This is a genomic window from Sulfuricurvum sp. IAE1, from assembly GCF_004347735.1.
Classification (GTDB): Bacteria; Campylobacterota; Campylobacteria; order Campylobacterales; family Sulfurimonadaceae; genus Sulfuricurvum.
On the sequence record NZ_SLTI01000007.1, the window covers coordinates 238,626 to 261,871 of the forward strand.

Here is a 23,246-nt window from a genome sequence, read left to right on the forward strand (position 1 = left end):
GCGTTTTAACCGCAACAGCTCCCGCCCGAACAGCTTTTTTTGTCCGAAGCGCTCAAACGGTTTCGGACGAGGTGATAAGCGATCAACCCCCACAAAAGAGCCGCGGCTCCTTGTTCCAGCCACCCCTGCTCCTCTTTGTGCCCCATCGCCATGCGAAATTCCAGCGCATCGAATACGATGTCGATCAGGACGCCGGAGAGAAGGCTTCCCGCTACGATGACCGAGAGATAGACAACCAATGCACGCATACCGAGCATGGATTTGACGACCCCCATTGTTACGGTGTTGGTCGCGGGGCCCGCGGTGAGAAAGACGAACGCCGCCCCCGGCGAGACGCCGGCCATGATGAGCGATGCCGCGATCGGAAGCGAAGCGGTGGCGCACACGTACATCGGGGCGGCTACCGCGACGGCGATCAGGTATCCCAGCCATCGGTTATCCTCAAACAGCTGGTGGAGGTTCTGCGGAAGGGCCGCGGCGATGAACGCACCGATCACCAACCCCCAGAACAGTGGCTTGCTGAAACTTCCCAGCAACGTACCGAATCCATAGATGAAAACTTTCCCCAGCGAAAACGGCTCAGAAGGAGCCGGCGCGGAAGGCTGCACCACCGACATCCTCCCCTCGGGCACGACGGCCGAAAATCGGGCGGGCTGAAACGGCACATCGGATTCAATACGATTCATCAACAGGCCCGCCGCGATCGCGATCAATACGGAACTGGCAACCCGGTATAACGTGAATGCCCATCCGAACATCCCGAACGTGGCAAGAATCGAATCGATCCCCGTAATCGGCGTCGATATCAGAAACGAAAGGGTAGCCCCCCTGGACGCCCCGCTTTTACGCAGGGAAGCGGCAAAGGGGATGACGCTGCATGAGCACAGCGGGAGCGGCGTTCCGATAAGCGCCGCTTTATAAACGGCGCCGTGCGTCGAGGGACCCAGATGTTTCCGAACCGCTTCTTCCCGTACGAACTGGTGTAAAACACCTGCTGCCAGAAGTCCGAAAAGAATATAAACCCCCATATCGACACTTAGATCCCATAAGGCAATCCCTAATGCTTCCATTTGAAGATCCTTAAAATGATAACTATTATCGTATTATCGTTTTTTCCCCTTAATCTTTCCTATAATTTGCGTGCTACGCTTCCAACGGGGTGTTCAAACCATCCCGGATCGGCATAATCTCCTTCGGCCTGATCTTTACGTACTTTGACGACGGTAAACATACCCCCCATTTCGATCGGCCCGAACGGCCCTTTCCCGGTCATCATCGGCAACGTATTTTCAGGCAGCGCCATCCCCATTTCGGCCATATCCTGCATCTCCGCCATCCCGGTTCGCCCCATGGGCATGTACATGTAATCGGGGAAAAGGTCGCTTATTTTCTCGGTCAGATCGTCTTGTTTGACGCCGAGCATGTTCGGAACGCCGTGTCCCATGGGACCCATCGTATGGTGCGATTTGTGACAGTGGAATGCCCAATCCCCTTCTTCGGTGGCGGTAAACTCGATGCACCGGACCGACCCGACGGGGATATCGGCCGTCACTTCTGGCCATCGCGCACTTTTTGGAACCCAACCTCCGTCGGTTCCGGTCACTTCGAATATATGGCCGTGCATATGGATCGGATGGTTCGTCATCGTCAAATTGCCTACCCGGATCCTCACCCGGTCTCCTTTGCGCACGACCATCGGATCGATTCCCGGAAAAACGCGGCTATTGAAGCTCCAAAGGTTGAATTCGCTCATCGTGCCAGGATCGGGCGTATAGGTGCCGGGTGCAACGTCGTAACTGGCGAGAAGAAAACAAAAATCACGGTCAACGCGATGCAATTTTGGATTTTTGGGGTGAACGATAAACATCCCCATCATCCCCATCGCCATCTGAACCATCTCGTCGGCATGGGGATGGTACATAAACGTTCCGCTCTGGCGAAGGGTAAATTCGTAAACGTACGTTTCTCCCGGCTTGATCTGCGGCTGGGTCAGTCCCCCCACACCGTCCATGCCGTTGGGAAGAATCAGACCGTGCCAATGGATCGTCGTATGTTCGGGGAGATTGTTCGTGACCACCAGACGGATGCGGTCCCCTTCGACCGCTTCGATCGTCGGCCCGGGCGACGTACCGTTGTACCCCCAGCAGTTGACCACCATACCGGGGGCAAACTCCCGGATGACGGGTTCGGCAACCAGCCGAAACTCTTTTACCCCCTCTTTCATTTCGTACGGAAGGCTCCAACCGTTAAGGGTAACGACGGGATTGTAATTTTTCCCTTTCTTGGGCGTTATGATCGTCGAAGGGGAGAGAACTTTTTGCGGGTTCTCCACCCGGCTCAGCTGCCGTTTCGGAGCCGCGTGAACACTATGGTCGTGTTCTGAAGCCCCCGATTCTTTCGGAAGTGCGGCGGCGGCAAGAACCGCCGATGCCAACCCCAGGAAATTGCGTCTATTGTGCTCCATTAGCATCCTCCATTCGCGTACCGACAGCGTAATCCAGATCGATTCGCGCTTTTTCGTATTCTGCGACGGCTTCGGCAGCGGCGATTTTCATCTCGCCGAAGCGGCGGCGTTCTTCAAGCAATTCGTGGATCCCTTCGAGCATGCCGTTATAATAAAGCCCCGTTTCTTCAAGCATATCACGGTGGATACCCGACAATGCGTCCCGATACTCTGCGGCGATATCGTAACGATACCGTAAAGCCGCATACGCGCGACGCACGTCGCTTCGCACATTGACCGAAAGGGCATACAGGGCATGATGCGCCTGATTGTACTGCGCACGCGCGCTTTCGACGCGCCCCTGTCCAAGGTCAAAGAGAGGCAGCGGGATTTTAACCCCTACCGTATTGAACCGGGCTTCTCCGGTCGTTCTTTCGTTTTCATATTCCAGGGAAAGTTCGTCCAGCAAACGGGTGTTTTCGACAATCCCAGCCGCTCTGGCGGCATATTCCAGTTTTTTTCGGGCGGCGGCGATATCGAAGCGGCTTCGGATCGATTCGCGCTCCAACCCCTCCGGCGAAGAGGGAGGCATAAGGAGCGAACTCTCTGCAGAAGCCATACGATAATCGGTAAACCGGCCGTAAAGACCCATCAGTTTGTTGAGTTCCTCTCTCGCATCCGAGGCATTTTTCCGCGCTTCGAGCGCATCGATGCGGGCACGCGAATACTCCGCACGGATTCTCAGCATATCCCGTTTGGCGAGATTTCCGGCAGTATACTGCCGGATTGCCAATTGTGCCGACGCCGAGGCGGATGCCAGCTGTTCGTCCTGAAGCTGCGCTATCGCTTCGGCAGTATTCGCATCCACATACGCTTTACGGGTTTCACGTACGGTTTTGAGAACCTCATCGGCGATCCGTGCTTTGGCTTCTTCGAGTGCTATCCCGGCCAGGTCCCTGCGTAAAGGGATCCACAAAAGGTCCAAAAACGCCAGTTCGATGCTCAGTTTGTTCGTCGTCACGCCGCCGCCTCGGCCGACCGAATACCCCAAAACGGGATTGCTCATCAGCCCCGCCTGGACCAGATCGGCGTGCGCGATGCCGAGTTCTTCGTAGCTTTGCTGCAGCGAACGGTTGTTGATCAGGGCGATACGGACGGCATCTTCACCCTTTAAGGGTCGGGCGAGGATGGCGGTAATGTTTTTCTCTACGGCTGCGGCTTCCCTCTCACTCTTGATCCACACGAGATCGGTCCCCATCGTTTCGTTCAACGACCGGAACACCCCCTCTTTTCCGGGTACGGAACATCCGCCCAGCACCAATACCGCGGCAACGCAGATCACCGGCCATGTTTTCATGGCTTTACGTCCGCTTCCGGTTTTTCTGCAACCGGCAAACCGTAACTGTGCATCCCTTCGCCTCTTCCTCCGGGGATCGCTTTTTCTTGCTGAATACGTTTTTCTGCGGCTTCGTTCACGGTGTCGGGCACAGAGATGTAGCGCTCTTTTCCCGTTTGTGCATCCGGCTGATGCGGTGGAAGACTTGAGGGTTCGGGAACACCGCCCCATACTGCGGCGACCGATGCTGCCGTCATTATCAACGTTCTCATTTGGAAATCTTGATGATGATGTAACGGCCCTCTTTTTCGATGAAATCGAAACGGACGGCTTCTTCTTTTGTAAACGAACGCTCTGTTACGCTTTCTGAAAATTCGAATTTCATGTTCATTGCAGGCCATTTGAGCGCGGGAACCGGATCATGAAATATACGTACCGACTCACCGTTTTCGGAAATCGATTTGATCTTGCCAGATGCCGAATAAATCTGCTGAACGGACGATTCTTCCGAATGGTCATGCTGATGGACTTCATCCCCCATCCCCATCAATTCCAATGAGGCGGCAGAGAGGGCCAATGCTATCAAAACGCTTTTCATGCAAACTCCTTTTCGGATAAGTCTAACAAAGCTCTATTGACCCTCTATAAATGCACTGTTAACAGGATTAACGTTCGCTCTCTCCTTGTGCATAGACTTTGACATAATTCCCCTGGTTTGTTTTTAACGAAGCATCAGATAACTGTTCCACCTGTTCGGCGCTTAACGCGAAACCTTCATCCGCGGCATACGCGGCAGCGGTTTTGATTTTCAGGCCGTTTTCCTGGTATGCCGAATAATCTTCCGACAATTTGCGGCTGTTTTCATCTATCTGTTTCTGCTCTTCTTTGGCTTCGTCTTCTTGTGCTTTGAGCATAGCAGGATCGGGTCGCCCCACCTGGAAAGGCTGGGAATGGGGGCTTTGAAAAAGATAGGAACTGATCGTCATCGCGTCCTCCTTTTCGTGATTGATCTATACAATAAATGTACTCCCATAAAACTCAAAAAATGATTAAGTAACAAAACTATACGCTACAATAATTCAAATCCATACCAAGGAACGTTATGCAGGTTTTTCTGATTATTCTCGCCGTGGTATCACTGAGTCTGATACTGATGTACAACTCGCTGATCGGTAAAAAAAATCAGGTCGATAACATCTTCGCCGGAGTCGATGCCGTCCTCAAAAAACGGTTCGACCTCATCCCCAACCTCGTCGCCTCCGTAGAACGTTACATGGAACACGAAAAATCGACGCTGGAAAAAGTGACGCAATTGCGCAGCGAAGGGATGAAAAGCGGAATAAGCGATGAGCAGAAAATCGCTCTTGACGCCAAACTGACCGCCGCCCTGGGATCCGTTACGGTGGCAATGGAGGCATATCCCGACCTCAAAGCCAACGAAAACGTGATGCACCTGCAACGCTCGCTGGCCGAAATCGAAGAGCAGATTTCCGCCGCGCGGCGCGCCTACAATCAGGCCGTCACCGACCTGAACAATGCCATCGAAATGTTCCCGACCAACCTGATGGCGGGGTGGATGAAACTGCAACGCCGGGCCGTGTTTGAAATCACTCTCAATGAACGCCAAAACGTTAACGTCGGTGATCTCTTCAACCGTTCATGAAAAGCGCCTCGGAACTCACCGATTTTTATTACCGAGAGCTCTATCCCTCACTCAGTGAACTGGAAAAGACCCGAAAGGAGATCCTCTCGCGGCTCAAACTCTACGCCGGGATGGGGATCGTCGCATTGCTGCTCACTATAGCATGGATAGGAAAGAAGTTCGGTCTCTTCCATCCGACGATGATGGCGGTGCTCATCGGATTTATCGCCCTAAGCTCCATCATCTACCGGTGGACGGTATCGGAGTATGCCAAAGATTTCAAAGAGCGTATCATCACACCGCTGATCCATGCGATCGATCCCCATCTCCTCTACAACCCCGGCTTCACCGTTTCGCAGCACCTGTTCGAGCGCAGCGATCTCTTCAAACGCTCTATCGACCGCTACGGCGGCAACGACTACGTCAAAGGCTCCATCGAGGGGGTTCCTCTGGAATTTTCAGACGTTCACGCCGAATACCAGACACGCGACTCGAAAGGGAGGACGCAGTGGCACACCCTTTTTCGGGGGCTCTTCCTCGTCGCCGAATTCAACAAACACTTCAGCGCCAAGACGGTGATCCTCCCCGACCACGCCGAAAAAACGTTCGGTTCCCTGATCGGAGGGTGGTTCCAGTCGAAAAATTTCAGCCGCGACGGCCTGATCCGCATGGACGACCCCGAATTCGAAAAGACGTTCGTCGTCTACGGAAACGACCCCATCGAAGCGCGCTATATACTCACCCATTCCATGATGAAGCGGCTCCTCGATTTCCAGCGTCGCCTTCCCCACCCGTTGTTCGTCTCGTTCGTGCACAACCATATCCATATCGCCGTAGCGACGGGAAAAGACCTCTTCGAACCCGCTTTGTTCACCTCGCTGTTCGACTACAAACAGGCGATGGAATACGTCAATACGCTGCGCAATACGATCGGGTTGGTGGAAGAGTTGAAACTGAACGAAAAGTTGTGGAGTAAAGAGTAAAAAAATGAGTGCCGAAGTCTATATCTTAATTGTTTGTATTCACCTTCTTGCCATTATCATGATTTTAGGGCTTGTAAAAATTCTGCCAACTACTTTTGCAGTACCGACACCTCCAAAAAAAATCATAGTGTTAGGAGTCTTCGCCGGTTTTGCACTTGGATGGTTCGTATTATTTCCTATACGTTACTTTACAATCCGATACCCACCAATATCTTTCAATCAAAATAATGTTGTAGAAGGAATAATACAATATATTGGTTCAGGTAGGACACCTATGGATACCGGCTCTTTAATTGTAGTTTATCAAAATAACGGTTCCGTAAAAGCTCTCGAATGCTATGGTGCTAAAGAAAAATGGCTAAAATACAATGCAATACCATGTGGAAATGATGAAATCGCATATCGAGAATTAAATAGAAAATTTGGAAAAGTATGGTTCTATAATGATTTATTGCCTACAAATAGCCCAAATTCCTATGTGAGAGATAAAGCTGTTCAAATCGTTTTACAGCATAAAATCTATCCCTATGATATTCAAGCGCAAGTCATTAAAGAATCCCTAAATAGTAAAACACATGATCCTTTCCATGAAGATAATATTATTGCAGCACTCGGGTTTTTGATTTTTACTTTAACAGGTTTTATTTTAATTTTGAAAAACAAACATATCGATTTTCATAAAGAAGAAATCGATTCTAATATAGCCAAAATGTGGGAAGAATACAATAAGAAACATCAAAATACATAAAATTACTCAAAAAATGCCCCTTCAAAATGGGTCAAAACTTTTTCATCTTTCGTCAGCAGTGGATAATCCCGCGCCTTAGCATTCGCAACGATGAGACGATCAAACGGATCACGTGTCCATTCCAACGAGAGGCTTTTTTTAATCACCTCAAACATCTCCACTTCGTCTACCCGCAAGTCGATCATCGCATTTAAATCACCCAAAATATTATGAGGAGTATCGGTGAGACGACCGATCTCCTGTAAATATTTTAACTCCATCATCACTATTGGAGAGATCAATAATGCGTGAGCATTTTCTATTGCATCCAATGCGCGTTTTGAAAACTTCTCCAACTCTTTTTGTCGAAGCCAGACAACGATATGGGTGTCTAAATAAAGGGTTTCCATTCACCCTCCCACAACGTATTGATAAGTTCATCATCACTGCATGAGGTGATTTTTTTGGGTTGAATCGCTTTAAGACGGCTTTTTTTATGTTCTGGAACAATCATCAGAATCTGTCCGTTCCGTTTTACTTCCAGCGGTTCTTTCGTTTCGATCACAGAATCAAGTATATTATAGAGATTTTCTCTCAATTTTGAGGGTGTAATAGTCATAACTCACCTCCTGAATAAAGGTATTATATCAAAAACGTACGTAATAATACTATATCGTACGAAAATCAAATTTTTTGAATTAAACGCCCCAAAGCATTATAAAAACTCTCCAAATTTTCCCCCGTCCCCTCAATCTCAAAAACTGCTCCCGTCTCACCGAATATTTTGGAAAGGATCTGTATATATTTTTGAGTACTTTCGTATTCGACGATCGAAACGTTTTTGTATTCCGTGGCAAAAGTTTGACGGTACGTTTTTTCGTATTCGCTCAACTCGGCGGCTCCCACCGCGGCATTCGCCGAATCGGCATATGCCCGGACCAGCCCCCCCGGACCCAGTTTCGTGCCCCCGAAATAGCGTACCGTGATGATGGCGGCATTGATAAGCTCGTGCCCCTGCAAAACCGCCAACGTCGGTTTTCCCGACGTCCCTTTGGGTTCTCCGTCGTCATGTGCGGATTCGACGATCTGATCGAACTCGTTGAGACTGCGGGAGGCACTCACCCAATGGACCGCCTTGGGATGTTCCAGGCGCAGACGTGCCATTTCGCTCTCGTACATCGCGATCGGCATCAGATGGGCGATAAACTTCGATCCTTTGACTTCGATCGAATCGCTATAGAGGGAATATACCGTTTTCATGACGCGATTATAGCATTTGCTATAATGGCGCATTTTATTTTCGGAGTCGTTATGATCGATTTTTTGATGAGCGGATACGGTTTGAGTTCGATAGGATTAATCGGGATCATCGTATTCCTGATGTATCTCAAACTCATGAAATGGGTTTTCAAAGTTGCCTTTTTCGGTATCCTCGCCCTTGGCGCCTTCTGGTATTTCAACCCGCCCTCACTGGGCTAAAGTATGCCAACCCCAAAGTCAGCACTTCTTCACTGGTACGAAGTCCACGGCCGCCACAGCCTCCCCTGGCGCAACACTGATGATCCGTACAAAATCTACCTCAGCGAGATCATGCTCCAGCAAACCCAGGTCAAAACGGTTCTGGAACGGTTTTATTTCCCGTTTCTCGAACGCTTCCCGACGTTTGCCGACGTGGCGGAGGCCCAACTCGATGACGTGCTCAAGATGTGGGAGGGGCTGGGATATTACACGCGGGCCAAAAATCTCCATCAGGCGGCGCGCCAGTGTCGGGGGCTCCTGCCGGGGAACGCCGAGGGTCTCATGAAACTCAGCGGCATCGGCCGTTCCACCGCCCATGCTGTTGCTGCATTTGCGTACGGAGAACCCCTTCCGATCCTTGATGCCAACGTCAAACGGATTCTCCACCGCTATTACGCCCTGAAAGAACGGAACGAAAAAAAATTGTGGGAATGCGCCTACCGGCTTTTCGATCCTCTCCATCCGTTTGAATACAACCAGGCGATGATGGATCTTGGATCAATGGTATGCCTGCACAAAGATCCCCTTTGCGACCGATGCCCTCTGGGGGAACAATGCATGGGACGAAACGATCCCCTTGCCTACCCCGAAGCAAAACTCAAAGCACCCAAACCGGTCCGTCGTCGCACTATCGTCGTCTATGAACGCAACGGGAAGTATGCCTTACGGCAGCGCATTTCCCGTTTTCTTCACGGACTTTGGGGGTTTTTCGAAACCGATGAAGCGGCCGTGAAACCTTCACGTTTGCTCGGGCATATCACCCAGCACTATTCCCACTTTACCCTTGAAGCCGATGTTTACCGCTGTGATGAAGCTTTTGATGAGGAAGGATTTGAATGGTTCGCCCCCGAAGAGATAGAGGCCCTTTCCCTCAGCCGCGCCGATCACAAAGCGTTGGCCTTATTACGCTATAATTCGTAAAAAAGGAGCGGCGATGCGAACCGTATTACGAAAAATACGCAACCATTTTTTCAGTGCGTTCCGTGAAATATTCGTTTACCATCACACGTCGCTCGAATTTCGTGCGAAAACATACGCGGTGATGATCGCAGGTGCCGAAGAGCCGATACACCGTTATCTTGACGTTCTCGAAGAAATCGCGGGAGAAATTTATGCCGAATCGGACCGTGCCGCGGCATTGGTCATGACGGTTCAGGAATACGTCAGCGCTTCTGGCGCCAAAAAAACCCGCAACGACCAGACCCTCATCTACGATATCGTCGAAGAGCTTCGCCTGATGCCCCGATATGCGCAGAAGATCGAGCCTGCCCACCTGCGCAGACTGCAGTCGTGTACGTCCGAAGATGCAAACAAGATTTACCAGGAACGGATTATCGAGTTTTTGAGCCGCAAACGGCTCGATTTTGAAGAAGCTAAACGTTAAAACGCTCAGGGTCGAAAAAAGCGTCGTCACTGATATGGCCGAACGCCGAATTAATCGAAACAAACAGATCGGGGTATTTTGTTTCCATTTCGTGCAGCATCGATTTCATCGAGGCGCGTGCGTGCGGCATCTTGACATCAAACCGCATCGAAGGACACGCTTCATCCCCGATAGTGGGCATTTCGTTCTCCAGCGCACAGGCTGCAAGCTGACGTTCCCGCAGCTGGATCAACGGACGGATGACGACCAGACCGTTTTCGGCCCGGTACTTTGGGGCGAGCGAACGCAAATGGCCGTTGTAGATCAGGTTCATGAAAAAACTCTCCGCCGCGTCGTCGAGGTGATGCCCCAATGCAACTTTATTGCATCCGAATTCTTTAGCCGCCGTGTAAAGAGCTCCCCGCCGCATCCGCGAAAAGAAACTGCAAAACGAAGAGTTGTGGCGGATCTTGTCGGCGGCGATTTCGTAGGTATTGGTCTCGTACACCCGATGGGGAATCCCATGCTCGGCACAATGCGCCACCAGTGCGGAGAGGTCTTCTCCCATGCCGTACGTGACGGTGACGGCCAGGATTTCGAACCGGAACGGGGCGCGTCGCTGCTGCTCCATGAGGGCATGCACCATTGTCAGGGAATCTTTCCCGCCGCTGAGACCGACAAGGATTCTATCCCCTTCTTCGATCAGGCCGAACGCCGCATTCGTGCGGCCGATCTGGCGCATGATTTTTTTACTGAGTTTAATTCCCAAGGCGCTTGACCATCTCAAGGATAAAACGAGCGCTCACTTTGGCCGAGCTTTGCAGGAACGTATCGAAATCCATTCCTGCATCCCCGTCGGCACTGTCGCTGATCGCGCGCAGAATGAAAAACGGAACCCCGAAATTGGCGCATACGCACGCGACGCTCGCCCCTTCCATTTCCAGGGCATCGGCTTTAAAGGTGGCCTCGATCCAGTGTTTGCGCTCAGCGGAAGCGACGAACTGATCCCCTGTCGCGATGATCCCCTCTTTGACGTCTACTCCCATACTCCGCGCAACTTCTTTGGCCAGATCGATGAGGGAGCGGTCGGCATCCACCATGACCGATCCCTCCGGGATGAAGCCGTAGGGATGACCGAAAGCGGTGATATCGACGTCGTGCTGGCAAAGGGCGCTTGCCATAACCAGATCGCCGATTTTAAGCTCTTTGCTGATCCCTCCCGCTACACCGCTGAAGAGGAGTTTTTCGGCTCCGAAACGCTCGATCATCACCGATGCGGTGATCGCCGAAAAGACTTTACCGATTTTCGAATAGGCGATAATGAGATCGTGCCCCTCGTAACGGCATTCGTAGAACGTGTTCCCTGCGTGGTCGGAAGAAGTGTAGCTGCCAACCGACTCGAGGATAGGTTCGATCTCTTCGCGCATTGCGCCCATAATTGCGATTTTCATGTAGTTCCTTGTCTGTATTAAAAATTCTTGGCGAGGTAGCGGCCCAGTTTCTGGAGGCTGTGATTCAATTCGACCTTCAAAGCCGCACTTTTGAACAGTTCGAGCCGGTGTTCGACTTCCCCTGATGGAGTAATCACGCGGCTGCCGCCCCAAAAGCCCAACCCGTCTTCGAAGCCGACACGGTTGACGAAAACAACGTAATTGTGGCTCAGAAGTGCGGTTGCTTTGAGAAGCGCGTCCCATTGCGCTTCAATAGCGATCCCCTCGTCGCTAAAAACACGGGTAGGCGACGCGGCAAGAACGTATACGATCTGTGCTTCGCTTTTGGCAATGGCATCGATCGTGGCCGCATGCCAAAGGTCTTCGCACACGACCATAACCGCCGGACCATGGGGGGTATCGAACGAACGGATGCTGCTGCCCGCCGCAAAATACCGCCCCTCTTCGAACATTCCGTAGGTGGGAAGATGGTTCTTGTGATGAAGGTGCACCAACGCCCCGCGTGAAAAATACAGGGCGCTGTTGTAGACTTTCCCCCCGTCCCATATCGCGGCGCCGACGACGATATCGCACGCCGTGCTCGCCTGCGCCAACGGCTCGAGTTCGTCAATGTTCCAGGCGTCTTCGAAAAGTTTGTCCTGCAGCAGATAGCCGCTGAGCGAGAGCTCGGGAAAAACCACGACGTCCGCATCGGAATTTTGCTCGATCAGTTCCAGGACCTCCGATAGGTTGGAACGGTTCAATCGCGGCGATGACTGGACGAGAGCGATTTTCATGCGAGCGCTTCGCAAACCTTTGCGAGGCTGTCCATGTCGGAAATGCCGTACGTTTCGATATCCGGCGCATTGCGTTTGTTCAGCCCTTTGAGGACCGCGCCGTTTCCGAATTCGATCATCATGTCGATTTCACCCGCGATCGCTTCGATCGACTGTTTGTATTTGACCGGCTTGACAAGCTGATCTTTGAGCAGCGCCACCGCGTCGGCTTTATTCGAATATTTACCCGTCGTGACGTTCGAAACAACCGGTGCGGCAAACGTGTCGAGCAGCATTTTTTCCATCACTTCGGCCAGCGGGGCCTGAGCGCTTTCAAGCAGCGGACAGTGGCTGGCAATCGACATGTTCAGGAGTAAAGCCCGTTTGGCTCCCGCTTCTTTGAAAACGCTTTCCATCGACTGCAGGTCGGCTTTGAGGCCGGCGACAACCAGCTGTCCGGCCTGATTGTAATTGGCGGGCCATACTTTTTTGCCCTCGTTCTGGGCTTTTGCGCAGAGTTCTTCGACAACCGCGTCGTCAAGGCCGAGGATGGCCATCATCCCCGCATCGATCGATTCGCACGCACTTTGCATCAGGGCCCCGCGTTTATGTACCAGCTCCACGGCATCGACGTAATCGATTGCTCCGGCTGCCGCAAGGGCGCTGAATTCACCCAGAGAGTGTCCTAAAAACATCACCGCATCGCTCGGACGAGCTTCCTGGAAAAGGCGGTAGGCGATCAACGATACCAGCAAGATGGCAGGCTGCGTATAGGCGGTCTGGTCGAGCTGCTCGTTCGGTTCGAAAAGGAGCTTGGCGAAATCGACACCGATCCGTTCCCCTGCTTTTTCGAACATTTCGCGGGCAAGCGGAGAGTTTTCGTAGAAGGATTTCCCCATTCCTACGCTTTGGCTCCCTTGACCGGGAAATATCATCGCAATTTTTTTGGACATTAATGCTCCTTTGTTTCGAGTTGATAATCAGAATGGTCTGCGATTTTCTTGCGCAGGGTATTTCGGTTGAGTCCTAACCGTTCGGCGAGCTGCAGTTGCGATTTGAACCGTTTGATCCCGGCACGGATGAGCGGCACTTCGTACAGGTGCAAAAACGCGCGGTAGTCATTGTTGCTGCCGAGCTTGTCGCTGAGATAATGTTCCATAATCCCCATCAGATCGTTTTCGCCGATGCTGTCGAAAAGATAATGCAAGTAAACCTGTCGTCGGAGCGAAATCGCGTTTTCACTCAGGTCGGGAACGAAACCGTTACGCTCGAACGGCTCGGTTTTACCGAGCGTATGACGTGCTTCCTGCACGAACGCATCGATCAGCGCGGCAACGTCTTCACTCCGTTCAGCCAACGGGGGCAATGCGAGACGAATCGTAAAAATTTCGTCAAGCTGATCTTGCGAATAACGCCCTCCCGCCGTTGCGACGACGCGGGTACGGGTTTTTTGCAACGCTTCGATCAATCGCTTGAGATTGGCGACGTTGTCCAGCCGGTAAATGATTACTTCACTGTGAGACTCGATCGCATCGAGCAATTCATCGAAACGGCTCGCATCGATTACGGGTGCATGGGGCAGGATATAACGGGCGAGGGTCAGTTTACCTGTCCCCCGTTCTCCGAAAATAACGGCATTAACCCCTAAACCTTTGAGGAGGTTGGCCGTCTTGAACGCTTCGATCGAAGCGTTCGAGGCCGTCAGAAAATTAGTGGCATCCACAGCCGTGGTTACCGCCGCTTCCGCAACATCCGCTGCTCTCAACGCGATTTTCGGAAGGAATCCCCGTCATCGCTTCTTCGGGTGATGCGTCACGTACATTATGGATGGTAACCGTGAACATCAGATCCTTGCCCGCGAGAGGGTGGTTGAAATCGATCAGAACGGAATCGTCTTTGATCTCTTTAACGACAACCTGCACGGTACCGCCGTCTTCGCCTTGGCCGTAAAGTGTCATTCCGACGTTGAGATCGATGCCGGCGAATTGTTCGCGCGGAAGTTCCTGCTGAGCTTCGGCATTGTATTCGCCGTAAGCGTCCGCCGCTTTGACCAATACGTCACCTTTGTCTCCGATATTCATGTGGGCGATCCCCGCTTCAAGACCGGGAATGATCTGCCCTTTGCCGAACATGAATACCAGGGGGTGCCCGCCGACGTTGCTGTCTACGACGGTTCCGCCGTCGCGTACTTCGTATTCAAGAGATACGATTTGATTCGTTTCAATTGCCATAATATAGCCTTCTTTTAAGATGGTGCGATTTTAGCACATTTACCTATAGCGACGCTGAAAGCGCACCGGTAGCTATTTAAGCTTAGAGATCCTCTCCTGCGCTTCCCTGGCGGCACCACTGCCCGCATACTTGGATATGGTCGCCTGGTAAAAAGCTTTGGCCATCGCGTGATCACCCGTTTTTTCCATCGAAATTCCGGAGTGGAGCAGAAGTGTGGGCATGTAAAGGGCTTTTTCGTTGCGGGAGGCGCTCTCTTTGTAGCTCGCTACCGCCTCTTTATAAGCTTTTCGTTCATACAGGCACTCCCCGATCATGTAGTGCGCCTCGGCCGTTTTATGTTTTTTCTGCACCATCTGCTCAAACATCGACTGGGCTTCGGCGTACTTTTTTTCGCCGAAAAGCCGAAACGCCTCTTTTTCAATTGCCGTCGCACTCATTTTTGCCGGCGTTTCCCCGTTTTTTGCGGCGATCGGCTTGAGTTTGAGCTGGGAAATCAGCTGGGCGAACTGCTCTTTCGTGACATAATCGGCATTGATGCCGTCGACGACCAGCGAAAGTTCTTCCAGTAACGACTTGAACTGGGCAATGTTTTCGGTATTGGCATCAACCTGTTTTTTGAGTTCGGAAACGCTTTGTGATGCGTTGTCGTCTCCCAGTCGCTGAAGCTTTTGACGATGCTCGTTCGTCGCCTGTGCCAGCCCTTCGACAATCGTCTGCAGGCCGTCAAGCCGCTCGGTAACCGTTTCAACTTTGGCATTTTGAACGTTATGCTTCTGAAGCACCGTTTGAATCTCTTTTTTGTTTTCGAGAATCAATTTCTCTTCGTTGGTAAGACCGTAAGGGTTGGGGGCGTTCAGATTGCCCGCACCGAACACCGACGGTTCAGATGCGGAAAGGGAGAGGGAAAATAGAGTTAAAAACGCGACGGACGTACGCATTTAGGGAAGTTTAAATTCTACGCGGCGGTTTTTTTGCCAGCATTCGGGAGTTTTCTCCAGACATACGGGGTTGCCCTCACCGAAACTGACCATGCTGATCGAATCTGGGTTCATACCGTCGTTGACAAGTGCGGCTTTAACCGCATTGGCACGTTTGAGGCCGAGGGCATAGTTGTACTCGTCGCTTCCGAATTCGTCACAGTTTCCTTCGAGTTTGACGTTTTTGCCTTTCACGAGTGCACTGTTGTTTTTCATCGCGTCTTGCATGTCTTCGCGGATATCGAATTTATCGTAGTCGAACAGGATGTTAGTCAATCCGCCTTCCGAACCGTTCGTCCCGACCGCAGCAGAAGCCGTCGTATCCGTCGTGTTAGCGTTTGTGATCGGAGCGATGACGGCATTCGTGTCGGTTCCGGACGTTCCCGCCGTAGTCGATGCGTTAGCCGAACCTGTGGCGGATGCCGAAGAAGCGGTTGCGTCGATCGCAGGCTCTTTGCTGCTGCATCCGCTCAAAACTAAAAGTGCTACCGTGGCACTGATCAAAGCTGCATTTTTCATCATGCTGTCACCTCATACTTGTGATATGCGTTATGGTACCCAAAAACGGTAAACATTACCAGTCGATGGACTGGATTCGCCCAATTTTCAACGGAAAGGCAAAACTTTTGTTAACGGTAGGCCGGATTACGCCGACCGAACTTCGGCTCCCCTCTTGTTTAATGAACAAAATCGCTTCCCCGTCGGGCGAGAAGCGGGGAAAATCGTTTTCACCGCTGGCGGTAAGACGCTTGACACTGCCCGAATTGAGCGAAAGAAGATGGAGATTGAACGAATTTCCTCCGTATGTCGCGGGATTTTCCCGAGCTTTGTAAACCAGCAGATTTTTGTACGCGCTGAGCGAGGAATTGTTCTTACCCTGATAGACCAGCTGGCTGATCGCCGTGGAATTGAAATTTTTCGCAAACACGTTCGGATATCCCATGCGGTTCGAGACAAATGCGATACCGTCGTTTCCGAGAAACTGACCGTTTACGTCGATTCCCGAATAGTCGGTCAGGCGGGTCTTATTGCCGCTTTGCGTATCGTAAAGAAAAATATCGGGCTGCCCTCCCGGGGCCAAAGTCAGCAGCAGCCGTTTCCCGTCTTCGCTGACATCGGAGCATACCGCCATACCGTCCGAGGAGATCAGTTTTTCCCGTTTTCCGCTGGAGAGATTCATTTTGTAAATCGTCGGCTTGAAATCGCTCAGCGACGTATAATACAAATCGGTTTGTTCACGGTTGGCCCATTTGGCAAAACCATACATGCCTCCGCTGAGAATAACTTTTTGATACGAAAGGGTATAGTCCGCCGCGACGATGTCAGCCCGTCGCGGTGAGGTCAGGCGGGTCAGAAGAACCTTGCGTTTCATCCACTCCATCGGCGCGCCCCCCATTTTCGCATTGATGTCGTAAGCGATCGAATGGGCCAGGAATACCATCATCTCGCTTTGTTTGAGAACGTATGATTTGGCAAACAACTCCTGGGCGTTCCGGATCAGACGGACATCCGCTTTCATCCCCCCGTTGGCGTCGTCGTGAAGCCGGTAACGAAGCAGATACTGCGCCTCTTTGTGTGCGGGTGCGGGCGATGCGGAATCAAAAGAAGCCGTCGCATACGACTCGTCCACATCAAACAGCGATACGACCTGCATATCGGCGATAAGCATTTTGGACATTCGAACCGTCGCATCGCTTTTAAACGCCGAAGCGTCTTCCACCGCCAGTTTAGGCAATGATTCGACCCCCTTGACAACTTCGATCGTCGCATCGGCCGCCCGCAGGAAACATACCGCACTCAACAAAACAAATAAAAGTTTCAAATGGCTACTCCTTGGCCGTTAAAATACATTCGATTACCGCGTCCCGTCCTTCGGGGTGAGAAGGGAAGGAAACCGCTTCAAGCCGTTCGCCGAGCCAGTCGACTTCGCCGTTGAGCGAAGAGCTCCGCGAATAAGCGAGCACCTTGTACGAAACAAGCCGGCCCGCCGCATCGATCGTGATACGAACGCGTGCGGCTTGCCCCTGTGTTCCCGATGGAGGATGGAAACGGGCATAAATGAGTCCCTGAATCTTAGCATGGTATTCGTTAACGATCGGCCCCGAGGAGGCCCCCTGCACCACCATTTTCATCCCGGGTTTGGAAAGCTCCACTTTTTTGACCTTGTCGCTGATCCGCGATGTCTCTTTGGGTTTGAGAAGTTCTTGTTCGAGAGCATTGAGCTGTTCGCTTCGTTTTTGCGCTTCAGCATTTTTTTTAGACTCGTTTTTGGGCTTCACCTGTGCAAAGAGGTCGGAAATTTCAGGTACCGGTTCCGCAGGGCTTTTCGCTTCGGCCGGCGTTTCTTCTTCAACGACGGGAAGATCCTCGGCGGGCTCGCTTTGTTCGAGGGGTTCGGAACGGGTAATCTCTACGGCGTCGGCAATCGATACGGAGACGACGTCACTGTGCGTCATCGCGAACTGTTCGATTTTAGTGGCCGCTACAAGGCTGTAGCCGATCAGCAATACGAGCACCCCGAAAAAGGAGAAAGAGATCAACCCGCTGATGAAAAAATAACGTTCGTTATGTGAATTCACTGGCAAAGCCTTTTGATCAAAAATGCATTGACAATCAATTCGTCGTTGGAAGAGATATCTCTTGGAATCCCGCACGTTTGACGGCGGTGAGAACGTACATTACGTCATTGTAGCTGAGCCGTCCGTCCGCACTGATTCGAACAGGGGAATCTTTGGGAAGCGATGAAGAGAAAAGGACGAAGTCGTCATTGAACGTCTCGTACGGATAAGGCTTGCCGTTCAGGGTTATTTTTTTGTCCGAGGAGAGAGAAATCTCGATTTTCTCTTTCTGCGTCACCTCTTTTTGCGCCGAACCTTTAGGGAGACGGATCAACTCTTCGTAAACGATATTGGGGGATATCACCATCAATATCGCCAACAAAACCAACATCACGTCTACAAGGGGCGTGATGTTAAGTTCCGGTTTCTCTTCCCAGTCGTACATCAGGACTCTTTCGCCAAAAGTGCATCGCCCTGCATCCGGATAAGACCTGAAAGCTCGAACGACTTGCGTTTGAGAATCTGGTGGTAGGTATAGGCGAAAATCGCTACGAATATCCCCGATGCAGTTGCCACCAGCGCATCCGAGACTCCTGCGGCGATAATACTCATCGTCCCGCTTGAATGTCCGATATGGTCGAACGTATCAAGGATCGATATGACCGTCCCGAACAAACCGATGAACGGCGTTGTCGACGCCACGACCGACAAGAACATCAACCCTTTGGTCGCTTCTTTGGTCGAAGCGTACGACGCCAGGTCAAAAAGCGCTTTCGACAGAGAAGAGGAGTTTGTAAAATGGCTAAGATAAGCGTATTCGGGAACTTTCTGCTGCCCCATCAAAAGCGATTCAAGCGATTGATTTTCGGTGAAGATCCATTGATTCAATGAAAAAAAACGGTAAAAAAAGACCCAGTTGATTGCGATGAAGTAAACGGAGAGGACCAGTAACACCAGAAGTGTTACCGGGTGGCTTTTGTCGTAAAATTCGGCAAACGTCTGAAACATGGTTTAGACGAGGTTGTGGGCAGCGGATTCGATACGTGCAGAGACCGATGCGATCATCGTGTTCGAATCTGCGACGCTGTTGATGAGCGATTTGGCTTCATCGAGCGCCTTGGCGATATCCCCTTCGCTGTCACCGCGAATCGCTACGGCACCGTCGACCAGTACGACAACTTTGTTATGGGTGATCTGAACCACACCCCAGTTGACGACGATCGATTCGGTTTTGCCGTTCTCTTTCTGAATATCGACGACTCCGGCCTGGAGCAACGTCGTCAGAGAGACGTGTGCGGGGAGAACGCCAAATTCCCCTTCTTCACCCGGGAGGGTGACGCTTTTTGCCGGACCGTTATAGATCGGACCGCTGGGCGTAAGCACTTCTAATTGGAGTGTTTCCATCGTGTTTCCTTATAAGGCGAGAAGCAATTACTTGCTTTTCATTTTAGCCGCTTTTTCAATCGCCTCGTTCATATCGCCGACCATATAGAAAGCACTTTCTGGCATGTGGTCGTATTCACCCTCAAGAATCCCTTTGAATCCTTTGATAGTGTCTTCAAGTTTGACGTATTTACCCGGAGCACCGGTGAAGACTTCCGCAACGTGGAAAGGCTGAGAAAGGAATTTCTCGATTTTACGTGCACGTTCAACCGTCGCTTTATCGTCTTCAGAAAGCTCGTCCATACCAAGAATCGCGATGATATCCTGAAGATCTTTGTACTTCTGAAGCGTTTTTTGTACGCCGCGCGCTACACTGTAGTGCTCTTCGCCGATAATTTGCGGGTCGAGCAGGCGTGATGTCGAATCGAGCGGGTCAACCGCAGGATAGATCCCTTTCTCTGCGATTTTACGGTTCAGAACCGTTGTCGCATCAAGGTGTGCGAAAACCGAAGCCGGAGCCGGGTCAGTCAAGTCGTCCGCAGGAACGTAAACGGCCTGAACCGAAGTGATCGAACCTTTTTTGGTCGATGTAATACGGTCTTGGAGGGCACCCATCTCACGTGCAAGCGTCGGCTGGTAACCGACAGCTGATGGGATACGTCCAAGAAGTGCCGACATCTCTGCACCTGACTGGGCGAAACGGAAGATGTTGTCGATGAACATCAGAACGTCGAGCCCTTTGACATCACGGAAATATTCCGCCATCGTCAAACCGGTGAGGGCGATACGGTTACGTGCTCCCGGCGGTTCAGACATTTGCCCGTAGCACAGAGCTACTTTGTCCAAAACGTTCGATTCTTTCATCTCGTGGTAAAGGTCATTACCTTCACGTGTACGTTCACCGACACCCGCGAATACAGAGTAACCGCTGTGTGCCATAGCAACGTTATTGATAAGTTCCATGATGATAACGGTTTTACCGACACCGGCACCACCGAACAGACCGACTTTACCACCTTTACCGTACGGAGCAAGGAGGTCAACGACTTTGATCCCTGTTTCGAACATTTCGGTTTTCGTGCTCTGGTCAACCAGTGCGGGAGGATCACGGTGGATCGACCACTGATCGCTTCCTTTAACCGCTTCGCCGCCGTCGATCGGATCACCGACAACGTTGAAGATACGTCCGAGGACTTCTTCACCTACGGGAACTTTAATAGGAGCGCCTGTCGCTTTCGCAGCCATACCGCGGACAAGACCTTCTGACATGTCCATCGCGATAGTGCGGACACGTCCGTTGCCGAGGTGTGCGGCAACTTCCAGCACGAGACGGAATTCCGTCCCTTCAACATTTACATTTACTTCGATCGCTTCGTTGATCGTAGGAAGATATCCTTCGAAATCAACGTCAACAACCGGTCCCATTACTTGAGCAATTTTACCAATCATTCTTTCCTCCATAATTACTTCATCGACTCGACGCCGCTGATAATCTCGATAAGTTCAGTCGTAATCGCTTCCTGACGTGCTTTGTTATATTTGACCGTCAGGTTTTTAACCATCTGTTTTGCGTTGTTGGTTGCCGCATCCATGGCTTGCATACGGGCGCTGTGCTCGGCCGCAAGCGAATCGATCAACGCATAATACATGTTGTATTCAGCGTATTTGGTTACCAACGAATCGAGCATTTTCTCTTCGTCCTGAGCTTCGAGTTCAAGCATAGAGTCGCTTTCGACGTCGCACTGATAGTCTTCGACGTTAACCGGCAGTACGCGGTTGACGTGCAGTTCCTGGGTAATGACGTTTTTATATCCGTTATAAACGATGTAAACGGCATCGACTTTACCCTCTTTGAAATCGTTGATCGAACGGGTCATAAACTCGCTTGAACGCTGCATGTCGGGTGCGGAACTGAGGTTTTTCACTTCGTCGAGCATTTCTACTTCGTTGTAGTTGAAAAATTCAATCCCTTTTTTCCCGATACCGCGCAGGCGGATTTTGACTTTGTTACTTTTGAACTCGCTCATCAGGCGTCTGACCGCTTTGATGGTCTGCATGTTAAAACCGCCGCACAAACCTTTGTCGGCAGTGACAAAAATAATGTCGATCATTTCGGGCGCATCGTTCTCCAAGAAGCAGCGGTTTTCGATTCCACCGACTTTATTGCATTGGATGCGTGCCGCGATTTCAGCTATCACTTGATTCGTTTTTTGGGCGAACAGACGTGAACGTTTCGCAAGCTCTTCCGCGCGGCGAAGTTTCGCCGTCGAAACAAGCTTCATCGCACGCGTTGTTTTCTGCGTGTTCGAAACGCTCTTTATCTGTCTTTGAATCTCTTTCAAGTTAGCCATAAAGATCCTTATTCAGCAACGAAAGTAGATTTAAACTCTTCGAGTGCTTTTTTCATCAGAGCCATAGTCTCATCGTCGATTTTTTGTGAACTACGGATGTTTTCAAGAATTTGAGGGAATGACGCCTCAACGAACGGATAAAGATCCGCTTCGAATTTGACAACCGATTTAGCCGGAATGTCGTCGAGGTAACCTTCGTTTCCTGCGAAAATGACCAGAGCCTGCTTTTCGGCAGAAAGCGGAGAATAAGGAGGCTGCTTGAGAACCTCTACCATTCTCTGTCCGCGCTCGAGCTGTTTGCGGCTTACTTCGTCAAGGTCAGACGCGAACTGGGCGAATGCCTGAAGTTCACGGTACTGGGCAAGGTCAAGACGGAGTGTACCGGCAACTTGCTTGGTCGCTTTGATCTGAGCGGCACCGCCGACGCGTGAAACCGAAAGACCGACGTTGATCGCCGGGCGGATGCCCGAGTTGAACAGATCGGTTTCGAGGAAGATCTGTCCGTCCGTGATCGAAATAACGTTGGTCGGAATGTACGCCGCAACGTCACCCGCCTGAGTTTCGATGATCGGAAGAGCGGTCAATGAACCCGCGCCCATTTCGTCGTTGAGTTTCGCTGCACGCTCAAGCAGGCGAGAGTGTAGGTAGAAAACGTCACCCGGATACGCTTCACGGCCCGGAGGACGGCGAAGGATCAAAGACATTTCACGGTAAGCTACCGCGTGTTTGGAGAGGTCATCGTAAATGATCAGACCGTGGCGTGCGTTGTCACGGAAGTATTCACCCATCGTTACACCGGTGTACGGTGCAAGGAACTGGAGTGCTGCCGCTTCAGAAGCCGTAGCCGAAACGATGATCGTGTACTCGAGAGCGCCGTGCTCTTCCAGGCGGCGGATAACCTGAGCAACGGTTGATTCTTTTTGACCTACCGCAACGTAGATACAAACTACGCCGTTCCCTTTTTGGTTGATGATCGTGTCAAGCGCAACGGTTGTTTTACCTGTCTGGCGGTCACCGATGATAAGCTCACGCTGTCCGCGTCCGATCGGAACGAGGGCGTCGATCGCCTTGATACCGGTTGCCATCGGTTCGTGAACCGATTTACGCGCCATGATACCGGGTGCTTTCTCTTCAACGAAGCGGACTTCTGTTGTTTCGATTGGACCTTTACCGTCGATAGGCTCACCGAGGGCATTGACGACACGCCCGAGAAGAGCGTCGCCGACAGGAACGCGCAGAAGGCGGCCGAGACGTTTGACCGACATACCTTCGCGGAGTTCTTTACCTTTACCGAGAACAACAACCCCTACGCTGCTCTCTTCGAGGTTCATTGCAAGACCGCGTGTGCCGTCTTCGAATTCGACCATTTCACCGGCCATGATGTTGTTCAAACCGTATACTTGCGCAATCCCGTCTCCGTATGAGACGATTTTACCGGTTTCATTAATATCTACGTTAAGTTCGAAATTTTCAATCCGCTCTTTAATAATCGAACTGATTTCGTCTGCTTGTACTTTTGCTACCACT

31 protein-coding genes are annotated in these 23,246 nt (G+C 51.4%); 6 read left to right on the forward strand and 25 right to left on the reverse strand.

The annotated features are described in order from the left end of the window. Positions 1 to 5: 5 nt before the first annotated feature. The 6 genes from E0765_RS01780 to E0765_RS01800 all read right to left on the reverse strand — a co-directional run bounded on the left by E0765_RS01780 (position 6) and on the right by E0765_RS01800 (position 4,765). Positions 6 to 1,070, reverse strand: coding sequence for an SO_0444 family Cu/Zn efflux transporter (locus tag E0765_RS01780; protein ID WP_132811500.1), 1,065 nt, complete (start codon positions 1,068 to 1,070; stop codon positions 6 to 8). A 59-nt stretch (positions 1,071 to 1,129) separates the two neighbouring features. Continuing rightward, complete coding sequence (locus tag E0765_RS01785; protein WP_132811501.1) at positions 1,130 to 2,464, reverse strand: multicopper oxidase family protein; 1,335 nt, start codon at positions 2,462 to 2,464, stop codon at positions 1,130 to 1,132. Beyond that, on the reverse strand, positions 2,451 to 3,800 hold the full coding sequence (locus E0765_RS01790) for a TolC family protein (RefSeq protein ID WP_165921622.1): 1,350 nt from the start codon (positions 3,798 to 3,800) through the stop codon (positions 2,451 to 2,453). Before E0765_RS01790 ends, E0765_RS01785 begins: the two co-directional genes overlap by 14 nt. Beyond that, entirely contained in the window at positions 3,797 to 4,051 is a 255-nt protein-coding gene (locus E0765_RS12405) for a hypothetical protein (RefSeq protein WP_165921623.1), read from the reverse strand. The genes E0765_RS01790 and E0765_RS12405 overlap by 4 nt, the downstream gene beginning before the upstream one ends. Next, positions 4,048 to 4,377 carry a copper-binding protein gene (locus tag E0765_RS01795; RefSeq protein ID WP_132811503.1) on the reverse strand — a complete coding sequence of 110 codons (330 nt, stop codon included), beginning with the start codon at positions 4,375 to 4,377 and terminating at the stop codon, positions 4,048 to 4,050. The genes E0765_RS12405 and E0765_RS01795 overlap by 4 nt, the downstream gene beginning before the upstream one ends. Positions 4,378 to 4,444: 67 nt before the next feature. Continuing rightward, positions 4,445 to 4,765 (reverse strand): hypothetical protein, encoded by a 321-nt coding sequence (locus E0765_RS01800; RefSeq protein WP_132811504.1) that lies wholly within the window; start codon positions 4,763 to 4,765, stop codon positions 4,445 to 4,447. Between the two features lie 116 nt (positions 4,766 to 4,881). Between E0765_RS01800 and E0765_RS01805 the strand changes: the two genes are divergently transcribed. Genes E0765_RS01805 through E0765_RS01815 form a run of 3 tightly spaced genes read left to right on the forward strand, consistent with a single transcriptional unit; the run spans position 4,882 to position 7,152 of the window. Next, the gene (locus E0765_RS01805) at positions 4,882 to 5,442 is read left to right on the forward strand and encodes a LemA family protein (protein WP_132811505.1); all 561 of its coding nucleotides are present in this window, start codon (positions 4,882 to 4,884) and stop codon (positions 5,440 to 5,442) included. Further along, complete coding sequence (locus E0765_RS01810) at positions 5,439 to 6,404, forward strand: DUF3137 domain-containing protein (RefSeq protein ID WP_132811506.1); 966 nt, start codon at positions 5,439 to 5,441, stop codon at positions 6,402 to 6,404. Before E0765_RS01805 ends, E0765_RS01810 begins: the two co-directional genes overlap by 4 nt. A gap of 4 nt (positions 6,405 to 6,408) precedes the next feature. Then, positions 6,409 to 7,152, forward strand: a complete 744-nt coding sequence (locus tag E0765_RS01815; protein WP_132811507.1) for a hypothetical protein — start codon at positions 6,409 to 6,411, stop codon at positions 7,150 to 7,152. 2 nt (positions 7,153 to 7,154) lie between these two features. On the opposite strand, the gene E0765_RS01820 is transcribed toward E0765_RS01815, so the two are convergent. From E0765_RS01820 to E0765_RS01830, 3 genes are all read right to left on the reverse strand, one after another. Next, complete coding sequence (locus E0765_RS01820) at positions 7,155 to 7,541, reverse strand: type II toxin-antitoxin system VapC family toxin (protein ID WP_132811508.1); 387 nt, start codon at positions 7,539 to 7,541, stop codon at positions 7,155 to 7,157. Continuing rightward, a complete protein-coding gene (locus E0765_RS01825) occupies positions 7,523 to 7,750 on the reverse strand; it encodes a type II toxin-antitoxin system Phd/YefM family antitoxin (RefSeq protein ID WP_132811509.1) in 228 nt (75 codons plus the stop codon). The genes E0765_RS01820 and E0765_RS01825 overlap by 19 nt, the downstream gene beginning before the upstream one ends. Before the next feature lie 65 nt (positions 7,751 to 7,815). Next, positions 7,816 to 8,391, reverse strand: a complete 576-nt coding sequence (locus tag E0765_RS01830) for a YigZ family protein (RefSeq protein ID WP_132811510.1) — start codon at positions 8,389 to 8,391, stop codon at positions 7,816 to 7,818. Between the two features lie 51 nt (positions 8,392 to 8,442). On the opposite strand from E0765_RS01830, the gene E0765_RS12410 reads away from it, so the two are divergent. From E0765_RS12410 to E0765_RS01840, 3 genes are read left to right on the forward strand one after another with little or no spacing between them, the layout of a single operon-like run. Continuing rightward, a complete protein-coding gene (locus E0765_RS12410) occupies positions 8,443 to 8,610 on the forward strand; it encodes a hypothetical protein (protein WP_165921624.1) in 168 nt (55 codons plus the stop codon). 3 nt (positions 8,611 to 8,613) lie between these two features. Continuing rightward, positions 8,614 to 9,570 carry an A/G-specific adenine glycosylase gene (locus E0765_RS01835; RefSeq protein WP_132811511.1) on the forward strand — a complete coding sequence of 319 codons (957 nt, stop codon included), beginning with the start codon at positions 8,614 to 8,616 and terminating at the stop codon, positions 9,568 to 9,570. 13 nt (positions 9,571 to 9,583) lie between these two features. Beyond that, positions 9,584 to 10,033 (forward strand): hypothetical protein, encoded by a 450-nt coding sequence (locus E0765_RS01840; protein ID WP_132811512.1) that lies wholly within the window; start codon positions 9,584 to 9,586, stop codon positions 10,031 to 10,033. Here E0765_RS01840 and E0765_RS01845 read toward each other — a convergent pair. The 16 genes from E0765_RS01845 to atpA all read right to left on the reverse strand — a co-directional run bounded on the left by E0765_RS01845 (position 10,023) and on the right by atpA (position 23,245). Then, positions 10,023 to 10,754: an ATP-binding protein gene (locus E0765_RS01845; RefSeq protein ID WP_132811513.1), complete on the reverse strand. Its 732-nt coding sequence runs from the start codon at positions 10,752 to 10,754 to the stop codon at positions 10,023 to 10,025. The genes E0765_RS01840 and E0765_RS01845 overlap by 11 nt on opposite strands. Before the next feature lie 16 nt (positions 10,755 to 10,770). Then, entirely contained in the window at positions 10,771 to 11,463 is a 693-nt protein-coding gene (locus E0765_RS01850; protein WP_132811514.1) for a 5'-methylthioadenosine/adenosylhomocysteine nucleosidase, read from the reverse strand. A gap of 17 nt (positions 11,464 to 11,480) precedes the next feature. Continuing rightward, positions 11,481 to 12,239, reverse strand: a complete 759-nt coding sequence (locus tag E0765_RS01855) for a nitrilase-related carbon-nitrogen hydrolase (protein WP_132811515.1) — start codon at positions 12,237 to 12,239, stop codon at positions 11,481 to 11,483. Beyond that, positions 12,236 to 13,171 (reverse strand): ACP S-malonyltransferase, encoded by a 936-nt coding sequence (gene fabD / locus E0765_RS01860; protein ID WP_132811516.1) that lies wholly within the window; start codon positions 13,169 to 13,171, stop codon positions 12,236 to 12,238. Before fabD ends, E0765_RS01855 begins: the two co-directional genes overlap by 4 nt. Beyond that, positions 13,171 to 13,983, reverse strand: coding sequence for a helix-turn-helix domain-containing protein (locus E0765_RS01865; protein ID WP_255417813.1), 813 nt, complete (start codon positions 13,981 to 13,983; stop codon positions 13,171 to 13,173). The genes fabD and E0765_RS01865 overlap by 1 nt, the downstream gene beginning before the upstream one ends. Next, complete coding sequence (locus E0765_RS01870) at positions 13,928 to 14,449, reverse strand: peptidylprolyl isomerase (protein ID WP_132811518.1); 522 nt, start codon at positions 14,447 to 14,449, stop codon at positions 13,928 to 13,930. The genes E0765_RS01865 and E0765_RS01870 overlap by 56 nt, the downstream gene beginning before the upstream one ends. Before the next feature lie 72 nt (positions 14,450 to 14,521). Further along, positions 14,522 to 15,388: a tol-pal system YbgF family protein gene (locus tag E0765_RS01875; protein WP_132811519.1), complete on the reverse strand. Its 867-nt coding sequence runs from the start codon at positions 15,386 to 15,388 to the stop codon at positions 14,522 to 14,524. Continuing rightward, on the reverse strand, positions 15,389 to 15,949 hold the full coding sequence (locus E0765_RS01880) for an OmpA family protein (protein ID WP_255417814.1): 561 nt from the start codon (positions 15,947 to 15,949) through the stop codon (positions 15,389 to 15,391). Between the two features lie 52 nt (positions 15,950 to 16,001). Continuing rightward, positions 16,002 to 17,249 (reverse strand): Tol-Pal system protein TolB, encoded by a 1,248-nt coding sequence (gene tolB, locus E0765_RS01885; RefSeq protein WP_132811520.1) that lies wholly within the window; start codon positions 17,247 to 17,249, stop codon positions 16,002 to 16,004. 4 nt (positions 17,250 to 17,253) lie between these two features. Continuing rightward, positions 17,254 to 18,006, reverse strand: a complete 753-nt coding sequence (locus E0765_RS01890) for a TonB C-terminal domain-containing protein (RefSeq protein ID WP_132811521.1) — start codon at positions 18,004 to 18,006, stop codon at positions 17,254 to 17,256. A gap of 34 nt (positions 18,007 to 18,040) precedes the next feature. Continuing rightward, on the reverse strand, positions 18,041 to 18,430 hold the full coding sequence (locus tag E0765_RS01895) for a biopolymer transporter ExbD (protein WP_132811522.1): 390 nt from the start codon (positions 18,428 to 18,430) through the stop codon (positions 18,041 to 18,043). Continuing rightward, positions 18,430 to 18,993 carry a MotA/TolQ/ExbB proton channel family protein gene (locus tag E0765_RS01900; RefSeq protein WP_132811523.1) on the reverse strand — a complete coding sequence of 188 codons (564 nt, stop codon included), beginning with the start codon at positions 18,991 to 18,993 and terminating at the stop codon, positions 18,430 to 18,432. The genes E0765_RS01895 and E0765_RS01900 overlap by 1 nt, the downstream gene beginning before the upstream one ends. A 3-nt stretch (positions 18,994 to 18,996) precedes the next feature. Beyond that, positions 18,997 to 19,389, reverse strand: coding sequence for an ATP synthase F1 subunit epsilon (gene atpC / locus E0765_RS01905; protein ID WP_132811524.1), 393 nt, complete (start codon positions 19,387 to 19,389; stop codon positions 18,997 to 18,999). Between the two features lie 27 nt (positions 19,390 to 19,416). Further along, entirely contained in the window at positions 19,417 to 20,817 is a 1,401-nt protein-coding gene (atpD, locus tag E0765_RS01910) for a F0F1 ATP synthase subunit beta (protein ID WP_132811525.1), read from the reverse strand. A 14-nt stretch (positions 20,818 to 20,831) separates the two neighbouring features. Next, the gene (gene atpG / locus E0765_RS01915) at positions 20,832 to 21,719 is read right to left on the reverse strand and encodes an ATP synthase F1 subunit gamma (protein WP_132811526.1); all 888 of its coding nucleotides are present in this window, start codon (positions 21,717 to 21,719) and stop codon (positions 20,832 to 20,834) included. Between the two features lie 8 nt (positions 21,720 to 21,727). Then, positions 21,728 to 23,245, reverse strand: a complete 1,518-nt coding sequence (gene atpA / locus E0765_RS01920; RefSeq protein ID WP_132811527.1) for a F0F1 ATP synthase subunit alpha — start codon at positions 23,243 to 23,245, stop codon at positions 21,728 to 21,730. Between the last annotated feature and the right edge of the window lies 1 nt (position 23,246).

What these genes read in the sequence shown, in the direction of transcription:
- E0765_RS01850 (WP_132811514.1), bottom strand. Translation starts at nt 11,463, where the DNA reads ATGAAAATCGCAATTATGGGCGCAATGCGCGAAGAGATCGAACCTATC.
- E0765_RS01835 (WP_132811511.1), top strand. Translation starts at nt 8,614, where the DNA reads ATGCCAACCCCAAAGTCAGCACTTCTTCACTGGTACGAAGTCCACGGC.
- E0765_RS01790 (WP_165921622.1), bottom strand. Translation starts at nt 3,800, where the DNA reads ATGAAAACATGGCCGGTGATCTGCGTTGCCGCGGTATTGGTGCTGGGC.
- E0765_RS01825 (WP_132811509.1), bottom strand. Translation starts at nt 7,750, where the DNA reads ATGACTATTACACCCTCAAAATTGAGAGAAAATCTCTATAATATACTT.
- E0765_RS01880 (WP_255417814.1), bottom strand. Translation starts at nt 15,949, where the DNA reads ATGATGAAAAATGCAGCTTTGATCAGTGCCACGGTAGCACTTTTAGTT.
- E0765_RS01870 (WP_132811518.1), bottom strand. Translation starts at nt 14,449, where the DNA reads ATGGCAATTGAAACGAATCAAATCGTATCTCTTGAATACGAAGTACGC.
- E0765_RS12410 (WP_165921624.1), top strand. Translation starts at nt 8,443, where the DNA reads ATGATCGATTTTTTGATGAGCGGATACGGTTTGAGTTCGATAGGATTA.
- fabD (WP_132811516.1), bottom strand. Translation starts at nt 13,171, where the DNA reads ATGTCCAAAAAAATTGCGATGATATTTCCCGGTCAAGGGAGCCAAAGC.
- E0765_RS01820 (WP_132811508.1), bottom strand. Translation starts at nt 7,541, where the DNA reads ATGGAAACCCTTTATTTAGACACCCATATCGTTGTCTGGCTTCGACAA.
- E0765_RS01815 (WP_132811507.1), top strand. Translation starts at nt 6,409, where the DNA reads ATGAGTGCCGAAGTCTATATCTTAATTGTTTGTATTCACCTTCTTGCC.
- E0765_RS01840 (WP_132811512.1), top strand. Translation starts at nt 9,584, where the DNA reads ATGCGAACCGTATTACGAAAAATACGCAACCATTTTTTCAGTGCGTTC.
- E0765_RS01785 (WP_132811501.1), bottom strand. Translation starts at nt 2,464, where the DNA reads ATGGAGCACAATAGACGCAATTTCCTGGGGTTGGCATCGGCGGTTCTT.
- E0765_RS01875 (WP_132811519.1), bottom strand. Translation starts at nt 15,388, where the DNA reads ATGCGTACGTCCGTCGCGTTTTTAACTCTATTTTCCCTCTCCCTTTCC.
- atpD (WP_132811525.1), bottom strand. Translation starts at nt 20,817, where the DNA reads ATGATTGGTAAAATTGCTCAAGTAATGGGACCGGTTGTTGACGTTGAT.
- atpG (WP_132811526.1), bottom strand. Translation starts at nt 21,719, where the DNA reads ATGGCTAACTTGAAAGAGATTCAAAGACAGATAAAGAGCGTTTCGAAC.
- E0765_RS01805 (WP_132811505.1), top strand. Translation starts at nt 4,882, where the DNA reads ATGCAGGTTTTTCTGATTATTCTCGCCGTGGTATCACTGAGTCTGATA.
- E0765_RS01900 (WP_132811523.1), bottom strand. Translation starts at nt 18,993, where the DNA reads ATGTTTCAGACGTTTGCCGAATTTTACGACAAAAGCCACCCGGTAACA.
- E0765_RS01795 (WP_132811503.1), bottom strand. Translation starts at nt 4,377, where the DNA reads ATGAAAAGCGTTTTGATAGCATTGGCCCTCTCTGCCGCCTCATTGGAA.
- E0765_RS01810 (WP_132811506.1), top strand. Translation starts at nt 5,439, where the DNA reads ATGAAAAGCGCCTCGGAACTCACCGATTTTTATTACCGAGAGCTCTAT.
- atpC (WP_132811524.1), bottom strand. Translation starts at nt 19,389, where the DNA reads ATGGAAACACTCCAATTAGAAGTGCTTACGCCCAGCGGTCCGATCTAT.
- E0765_RS01855 (WP_132811515.1), bottom strand. Translation starts at nt 12,239, where the DNA reads ATGAAAATCGCTCTCGTCCAGTCATCGCCGCGATTGAACCGTTCCAAC.
- E0765_RS01895 (WP_132811522.1), bottom strand. Translation starts at nt 18,430, where the DNA reads ATGTACGACTGGGAAGAGAAACCGGAACTTAACATCACGCCCCTTGTA.
- E0765_RS01780 (WP_132811500.1), bottom strand. Translation starts at nt 1,070, where the DNA reads ATGGAAGCATTAGGGATTGCCTTATGGGATCTAAGTGTCGATATGGGG.
- E0765_RS12405 (WP_165921623.1), bottom strand. Translation starts at nt 4,051, where the DNA reads ATGAGAACGTTGATAATGACGGCAGCATCGGTCGCCGCAGTATGGGGC.
- E0765_RS01845 (WP_132811513.1), bottom strand. Translation starts at nt 10,754, where the DNA reads ATGCGCCAGATCGGCCGCACGAATGCGGCGTTCGGCCTGATCGAAGAA.
- E0765_RS01800 (WP_132811504.1), bottom strand. Translation starts at nt 4,765, where the DNA reads ATGACGATCAGTTCCTATCTTTTTCAAAGCCCCCATTCCCAGCCTTTC.
- E0765_RS01830 (WP_132811510.1), bottom strand. Translation starts at nt 8,391, where the DNA reads ATGAAAACGGTATATTCCCTCTATAGCGATTCGATCGAAGTCAAAGGA.